Here is an 8300-nt window from a genome sequence, read left to right on the forward strand (position 1 = left end):
CACACAAGGTGAAGAAGGGTTTTATCTGTTTTACTTCACATTAGCAGGTATAGTTACTGTTATTACATTATTATTTGCATAATTAGTAATTGTACCCCATTGTGAGCTAGCAACAATCATTACGTAAGCGGTATAATCAGTTTGGAAATTATATCCTTTACCAGTAGTTGTAAATGACAACTTACCATCATTATCAACTGTTAAGTATGGACAAGTTGTATCTTTGCCTTCAGCATCTACAAATTTGAATGAAGGAGCAGTCAAACCATAAATAGCGAGTGGAGTAGCTGTGCCAAACTCAACTTGGTCATCTACCTGACTACCATCTTTCCACATAGCTTTACCTCTCATATCATTCCAACTAAATCCATCGGCCAAAGGATAAACACCAGCCTTGCTGTTCAGTTCTACTGCTTTCTTACCAGCAACCCAAGAACCACTAATATCATTGATATTTACATCAGCTGTTAATTTCTGAAGAGGTGTAGTCGTACCCGCTAAAGACACTGTAGCAACGATTTGTACTTTCGCATCTTTTCCGTCTGTAGTCTTACCTGTATAGTCATCCTTCCTAAATGTCAATGTCGGTTCACTATAGCCAATACCTTCAATCTTATTCCAATTAGGAACATCAATTTTCAAAGTAGCACCTGTAACACCAGTAACAGCTGCCTGTACAGCAGAATAGTTAGTAAACAGCTTGGATAAGTCATAGCTCAAAGTAATAGAAGATGGCTTTTCTTCCTGATCCAGCGTCGGAGTAAACCCAACTTTACCAGCTGTTGCTGTTCCACCCCAAAGATATTTATCTACTGCCAACTCTGCAATTTCAGGGTTTTGTACTGTAATAGTAGCAGTTACTGTAATTTCTCTACCATCAGAAGTAAATTTAGCCTTAATAGGATAAACACCGGCAGGAGTTTGCGCTGCAATGACAGCTGTTAATTCATTTTTAGAAGAAGGATCTGTAGAAATAGCAAAATAAACCTTATCAGTTACTTCTTTCACTACTTCACCTGTCAAAGCTTGGAATTCAGTAAGAGTCAGCTTCACGTCTTCAGCATCATAAATCTTATTCAATGGGAATTTCGAAGCTGCAACAGTTTGTGCGTCATTACTCCAAGTTGCAGGTTCAATCTTACCATAATCAATAGTAGCTTTTTTAGTTGTCTTAGTAACAGTCACTGTACCAATCTTCTTATCAGTAGCAGGAGTATAGAAGCCTGCAGCAGTCACTTTCGCATTAACATCTGTAACTTGGCCAATATAACTTGGAGTCTCATAGGCATTCAGCATTACAGCAGTACCACTAACCTTGAAGTAAGTGTCATTAACTACACTAAATGTTGTAGTCAAAGATTTTGGATCAAAGCCTGGATATTCAGACAATTCAACCTCTGACGGAGCAGTTCCATCTGCACTATTAGATACAGATAATACAACACGACCTTTACCGTTATATTCTGCCTTGCCATCTTTAACATCGTAAGGAAGTTCCATATCTACATCAGCACCAGAATTTGCTTTATAATATGCATCTACCAAATACTTCTTCCCAACAATAGCTGCGAAATAATCAGAAGTAATATCTGTTTTACCTAATGTTTCCACTTTATCTTCTTTAGTAACTACGTGCATACACACAGCAAAGCTCTTTGTAGCATTAGACTTAATTGTATAAGTTACTAAGCCACCATCTACAACTGGCTTATCAACTACCACAAACTGATCTACCTGCACAGCTCTCGTCATTTCTCTATCTGCACTGAAAGTCACATCATAATTGTCTACAAATGATTCAGCAGCATCAGCAGGAGAAATACGGAACATAACTTCTTGAGTAGAAGCACCATCAAGAGTAATTGTTCCATAATTGGCATCTGCTGCTTTTGATTTAGCATATAACGTAGTAAAGTTTACTATTCTATCGGATGTCTTAGGAACAAATGATACGCTTTGCACCATCTTCTTGATAGCATTGATCTCATCTTGAAGTTCTTTCTTCAAGCTAGCAAGTGACGAATCTTCTTCTTTTAATTGTGCTTTTATTATAGCCTCAATTGCTTCTGTTAGATTTTTACTACCTGCAGGAAGACTCAATGCAGTCAAAGCCTGTCTGGATGCTTCAATTTGGTTTAGAATATCAGCATACTTCTCGTAATTATCATTCTCTTTAATGAAGGCATCTACAGCTTCTTGCAACTTTTCCAGTTCTGTCAATCTAGCCAGAATACCATCTTCTTTATCATATAAAAGAGTATAGCAATCTGTAATAAATGCTTCCATGGATTTCCAAACACCACCTGTCAAAGTAGAAACTTCATTATTGATAGCTTTAAAATCAGCTAAAGTAGCTTTCTGTACTACACCTTGAACATATGCAGCAATATCACCCTCTTTCTCTATTGCCTCTTTAATGCTATTATTGATTAATGCATCGAAGCTTGTGTTGTCAAATCCACTTAAATCTCCTGATTCTTTATATTTTTGCTCTGCTTTTACCAAAGCATCCAAAGTTGATGATACTTTATTTAAAGCATCAATATCCGTTTTTAATTTAGCAATGGTTTCATCAGTCTTAAGATTTTCCCATGTCAACAAATTAGTCTTGTCTGCCAACTGTTTTGCAAGATCTGCCAATAAAGCTTCATCTCCCCCTTTAGCTAAGGTATCTTTCAAATCTTGAATTTCTTTTTCCAAAGCTGTAATATCAGCTTTCTTGTTCAACAGTTCTGTCAATTCACTTTTAGCTTTATCAACAGCCGCTTTCAATTCTTCCGAGCTGACCGGACTTGTAGATGTAATCTTATCAATTTGCTCCTGCAAATTTTTAACATCATCATCGTAGTCCTTGCAACTTGTCACTGCTGTGCTAACTGCAAGTGCCAACGCCCCGAAGAACATCACTTTTACAAATTTTCTTTTCATAACTACTTAAAAATTACATTAATAATATATTATTAAACACTAAGTTTCAATAATAGCACAACCCGTTACTCTGTAGGTAACAGAGAAACCTTTGTGCCTGCTCTTCGAGAGTAGTCAATACTGAAAAATGATACCAAATGTGATGAAACTTTTTTACCCCTGCTTCTGAAAGGCAGTAGAGGGGAAGGAAATCTTTTGCAAAATTTAGAAGTTAACAAAGCCCTAATACAAAGAATCCGCGTGTTTTATTTGTCCTAGTTCTACTTTTGAATGCTTTATTAGAAAAAATGTGTGATTTCGTTTGGTTGTTTTAAGAAATATGCTCATATTTGCACCGATATTCATTCCCGTTACCTACAGAGTAACAGAATAATTTTCAAGCACTTACACCTGTCACTGAACGCTTCACAAAATCAAGAACTTGCTTATTTGCTTCATCAATTTTCTTATTCCTGAAAGGCTTCAGATAAGTTTCAGTGACGGTGATAGACGAATGTCCCATCGCTTCGGAAATAATACCCGGATGGATTTCACAATAATAAGCCGTCGTAGCCCAGGTATGACGGGCGGTGTAAGTAATATTTAGAAATGCAGTAAAAAACGGAATGGCGAGTATAAAACGTAAAACGTTTATAATTAAGCACTTTACGAGAATTGCAGAATAGGCTGGCCTGCAAAAGAAAACAAAATATTGCAGCGTTTCAGTTACCAGGCTGTTAGCCGCCTGTTTCTGAAACGACGACAGGTAACCGATTTTTATCGATAAGAACAAAGCGGATTTGTATTCACTGTTCATCAATATTTTGCATGCCAAAGGGCGCTTTTCAAAGGAGTATTTTTACAACCTAAAAAAGAGCGTTATGAAAGTGGAAAAATTTAAGGTACTGCTCTACCTGAAAAAGAGCGAGCCGGACAAGAACGGCAAAGCCCCGATCATGGGACGGATCACCCTCAACCGCACGATGGCGCAGTTCAGCTGCAAGCTATCCTGTACCCCTGAGCTATGGAACGCACGTGAGAGTCGGCTGAACGGCAAAAGCCGGAAAGCGGTGGAAACCAATGAAAAAATAGAGAGGCTACTGCTTGCCGTACACTCGGCCTTCAATTCCCTCATGGAAAGGAAAAAGGACTTCGATGCCGCCGCGGTCAGGGACATGTTTCAGGGTAATGCGGGCATACAGATGACCCTGCTCAAGCTTCTCGACCGACACAATGGGGAAATGAAGGCCCGTGTTGGCGTAGACCGTGCGCCCACCACACTCTCGACCTACCTCTTCACCTACCGCACGCTTTCCGAATTCATCAAGGCGAAGTTCAAGGTCTCGGACCTGGCATTCGGGCAACTCAACGAGCAGTTCATCCGCGACTATCAGGATTTCATCCTCATGGAAAAAGGACATGCCGTGGACACGCTTCGCGGCTACCTGGCCATCCTGAAAAAGATCTGCCGTATCGCCTACAAGGAGGGACATTCGGAGAAATACCATTTCTGCCACTTCAAACTACCCAAACAGAAGGAAAGTACACCGAAAGCACTCAGCCGGGAGAATTTCGAGAAACTGCGTGATCTGGAGATTCCGGAGAAACGCAGGTCGCATGTCATCACCCGGGACCTCTTCCTCTTCGCCTGCTACACCGGCACAGCCTATGCTGATGTGGTAAGTATCACTCGGGAGAACCTCTTCACGGATGAAGAAAACAATCTCTGGCTGAAGTACCGGAGGAAGAAGACCAACTACCTCGGGCGCGTCAAGCTGCTGCCGGAAGCCCTCGTGCTGATCGAAAAGTACCGTGATGATGCCCGCATGACCCTCTTTCCACCGCAGGACTACCATACGCTCAGGGCCAATATGAAATCCCTGCGCCTGATGGCAGGACTCAGCCAGGACCTTGTCTACCATACAGCAAGGCATTCCTTCGCTTCTCTGATCACACTCGAGGAGGGAGTGCCGATCGAGACCATCAGCAAGATGCTGGGACACTCCAACATAAAGACCACCCAAATCTACGCCCGTGTAACCCCGAAGAGACTGTTCGAAGACATGGACAGGTTCATTGAGGCGACACGTGATCTCAAACTAATTCTTTAATCCTAAAAACGTCATTACCATGCGCAGTACATTCAGACTCATGTTCTACATCAACCGTAACAAGGTGAAATCGGACGGAACGACAGCCATCCTCTGCCGGATCAGCATCGACGGCAGGAAGTCAGCTGTCACGACAGGCATCTATTGCAAGCCCAGTGACTGGGACAGTAACAAAGGAGAAATCAGGATGAACAAAGAAAACAACCGCCTTACCGCTTTCCGCAGCCGACTGGAAGAGGCATACGGGAACCTGCTGAAGAACCAGGGAGTGGTCACGGCGGAATTACTCAAAGCTACCGTATCAAATACCGTTTCCATTCCGGAATTCCTGCTGCAGACCGGAGAGGCAGAACGGGAACGGCTTAGAATCCGTTCAGTCGAGATTAACTCCACCTCAACTTATCGCCAGTCAAAGACAACCCAGCTCAATCTGAGGCAGTTCATCGAATCCAGGGGGATGAGGGACATCGCCTTTTCAGACATCACCGAGGAGTTCGCCGAATCCTTCAAAATCTTTCTCAAGAAAGAGCTGGGACATGGGAACGGACATGTGAACCACTGCCTGTGCTGGCTTAACAGGCTCATCTATATCGCTGTGGACCGGGAAGTATTGAGAGCCAATCCGATAGAGGACGTGGCATACGAGAAGAAGGACAGTCCGAAATTGAAGCACATCGGGCGCAATGAGTTGAAACTGATAATGGAGACCCCGATGCCCGACCCGATGATGGAGCTGGCACGCAGGACATTCATATTCTCCTCTTTCACAGGGCTTGCCTATGTGGATACGCGCAGACTCCATCCACGCCACATTGAAAAGAGTTCCCTAGGAAGAAGATACATCCGCATCCGCCGGGCTAAGACGGGCGCAGAAGCATTTATCCCGTTACACCCGGTAGCCGAACAAATACTAGAACTTTACAACACCACGGATAACGAGAAGCCGGTCTTTCCGTTACCGGTCCGGGATATCCTCTGGTACGAGGTCCACGGGCTGGGTGTAGCACTGGGGATGAAGGAAAATTTATCCTATCATATGGCTAGGCATTCGTTCGGAACTCTAATGATGACCTCCGGTATTCCGATAGAAAGCATCGCCAAGATGATGGGACACACAAACATCAATAGCACGCAGGTATATGCGCAAGTCACTGACCAGAAAATATCCTCGGACATGGATTGGCTCATGAAAAGAAGAAAGCGGAAGGATACGGACTGGGTTAAGAGCTAAAAATGTCCAGATAAAAAATGGGATGAGTGTCGGAATCCTTGACAGTCCCAACACTCATCCCATTAAAGCCTAAAAAGGGCAATATTATATCAGCGCCCTGTGATAGTTACCTTCCAATAATTTTTCAATGTCCGACGTTTTATACAGCACCTTTCCACCCAGTTGGACATAGGGGAGCCGACCCTGGTCACGATAATCCTGCAGACATCTGCGACTGATTTTCAACAGCCCGGACAACTCCCTGTCAGTCAGGAACCGTTCACCGTTAAAAGGCGGGCGGTTACCCTCCATTAGCTGATCCATTTTTACCTGAATATTCTCCAGCAGAATAAAGAAACGCAGGATACTCTCACTCTCCTTACCGATAATTCCTTCCATTTCTTGCTTTTTTAAAAGTTATTGCTTTTTCTTCTGTCTCTCACCGCCTTCTCCTTGCGCCTCATACCGACATAAGTCATCAGCCTCTCCACATCTTCCGGTTTGTAATAAAATTTACGCTGAACCTGGGTGAACGCCAACCGTCCGGTATCACGAAGGGTCTGCAGGGTACGGGAAGAAATGTCAAGGCGCAGGCAGACATCCTGACCGTCCAGTCACTCACCAACCCCTTTATTCGCATTTTTCTCATACAGCCTGTCCACGCGTGTCGATAGACTTTCGACACATCCCAGCATCCTGTCAAAGATACCGGCTTCAATGTAATATATTTCCATATGATCGATTTTAAATATTCGTTGATGCGAATGTAAGAGAAAAAACGATACCTGCCAAACTGGACCGGACTGATGGCAGGAATAGTCATGGATAGTCAGCAATTGTCAGGAGATGAAAAGATATTTATAAAGGGGTATCTGAATCCGCTATACCCATCCGAAGAATGTGTCACTCATGAGCCCGTTGTGTTCTATATAAGGGAAAAAAATCCTGCCAAACGGGCATTTCCCAACCCATAGGCGGACTACCTGAGTACGTAAAGGATATGAGCAATACCTAGAGCATTCGGTTCTCCCGTTTTTATTTGGCGATGAATGAGGGAGAATCACGTTTCTTCGGCAATCAGGGATATTTTCCATTGTACTATCGGATGCTTCACAACTCGTGAGAGAATAGAAGTCTCAATTCATAGATTTTCTTTGCGAAACTTGTTTTCTGTTAAAAGCAAAATATATTCCAGAATATACAACTTTCATTCAGGAATATATTTTGAGGTATATTTATCCATAAGATAATGTACGCCTTTACCCATTTTTCCTCGTATATCAAAGAAGCCTTCACCCAGTAGGCCTATCCACTTCTTAAAAAATGGCAGTACAAAATCTATACCTTTTGATACATGCCTGACTTACTATATAATGGCAGGTGATGCAGAAGTATACTTTCATTCGTTTAGTCCATCAGTTCAAAATAATTAAGTAGTTCCTTCATATTGCCGACAAAATACAGCCAGTCGATACAATAAACTTTATTGCACTCAAAAACGATCGGATATTCGTATTTGCCGACAACTGTACTACCCCTTCTTGGTACTGAGACATATATGTATTTAACGGAAGCAAAATTCAATCGTTTGAGATAGTATACCTGTATATTACTATTTATTTTAGAAACTAATATTGGATATTTAAGTCGACATCAAAACGTCTTAAAATATAAATGTTAGTCTTACGTTAGATAATATTAAGCATCTCAATAATAAATATCTGATTATAAGATGTGTATAAATGTTTTTGTTAGATTTTATATTTTCTTCCATAACTATAAAACATCGATTTAGTCTTATCTTTGTAGTATGATATTATTAATTTTATCATGAAAAAAGTTTTTGCATTATAAAGAAATTCAACGTCTTTTCCCAGAATTATACTGTATGTTTTATAACCATGCCAATAAGACAGAAAAGATAACGGTCAAAATAAGCCCTCAAAACAAAAAGTTTGTTGTTTAATTGTCTTATAATGCTGGAAATAAGTTTGTAAACTCTACAAAAGACCTTGAAGATTGTATCAGATGTTGAGGTTTCAACAATATTAAATATTACTTTTATTTATAGT

General features: G+C 41.4%; 7 protein-coding genes. 3 read left to right on the forward strand and 4 right to left on the reverse strand.

All coding sequences use genetic code 11. The features are described 5' to 3' along the window. Positions 1-30: 30 nt before the first annotated feature. On the reverse strand, positions 31-2928 hold the full coding sequence (locus tag DWZ47_RS21405; RefSeq protein WP_117514608.1) for a hypothetical protein: 2898 nt from the start codon (positions 2926-2928) through the stop codon (positions 31-33). A gap of 376 nt (positions 2929-3304) precedes the next feature. After that, positions 3305-3724 (reverse strand): integrase, encoded by a 420-nt coding sequence (locus DWZ47_RS21410; protein WP_182281642.1) that lies wholly within the window; start codon positions 3722-3724, stop codon positions 3305-3307. 64 nt (positions 3725-3788) lie between these two features. Here DWZ47_RS21410 and DWZ47_RS21415 point away from each other — a divergent pair, with 64 nt between their 5' ends. After that, a complete protein-coding gene (locus tag DWZ47_RS21415; RefSeq protein ID WP_005681479.1) occupies positions 3789-5018 on the forward strand; it encodes a site-specific integrase in 1230 nt (409 codons plus the stop codon). Between the two features lie 19 nt (positions 5019-5037). Beyond that, entirely contained in the window at positions 5038-6249 is a 1212-nt protein-coding gene (locus DWZ47_RS21420; protein ID WP_005681480.1) for a site-specific integrase, read from the forward strand. Between the two features lie 84 nt (positions 6250-6333). On the opposite strand, the gene DWZ47_RS21425 is transcribed toward DWZ47_RS21420, so the two are convergent. Next, the gene (locus DWZ47_RS21425; RefSeq protein ID WP_005681481.1) at positions 6334-6627 is read right to left on the reverse strand and encodes a helix-turn-helix domain-containing protein; all 294 of its coding nucleotides are present in this window, start codon (positions 6625-6627) and stop codon (positions 6334-6336) included. 11 nt (positions 6628-6638) lie between these two features. Then, entirely contained in the window at positions 6639-6842 is a 204-nt protein-coding gene (locus DWZ47_RS21430; protein ID WP_032839158.1) for a helix-turn-helix domain-containing protein, read from the reverse strand. 192 nt (positions 6843-7034) lie between these two features. Here DWZ47_RS21430 and DWZ47_RS30450 point away from each other — a divergent pair, with 192 nt between their 5' ends. After that, on the forward strand, positions 7035-7202 hold the full coding sequence (locus tag DWZ47_RS30450; protein ID WP_007748797.1) for a hypothetical protein: 168 nt from the start codon (positions 7035-7037) through the stop codon (positions 7200-7202). Positions 7203-8300: the final 1098 nt, after the last annotated feature.

The organism is Bacteroides sp. AF32-8BH, from assembly GCF_003435205.1.
GTDB classification, from domain to species: Bacteria; Bacteroidota; Bacteroidia; order Bacteroidales; family Bacteroidaceae; genus Bacteroides; species Bacteroides ovatus.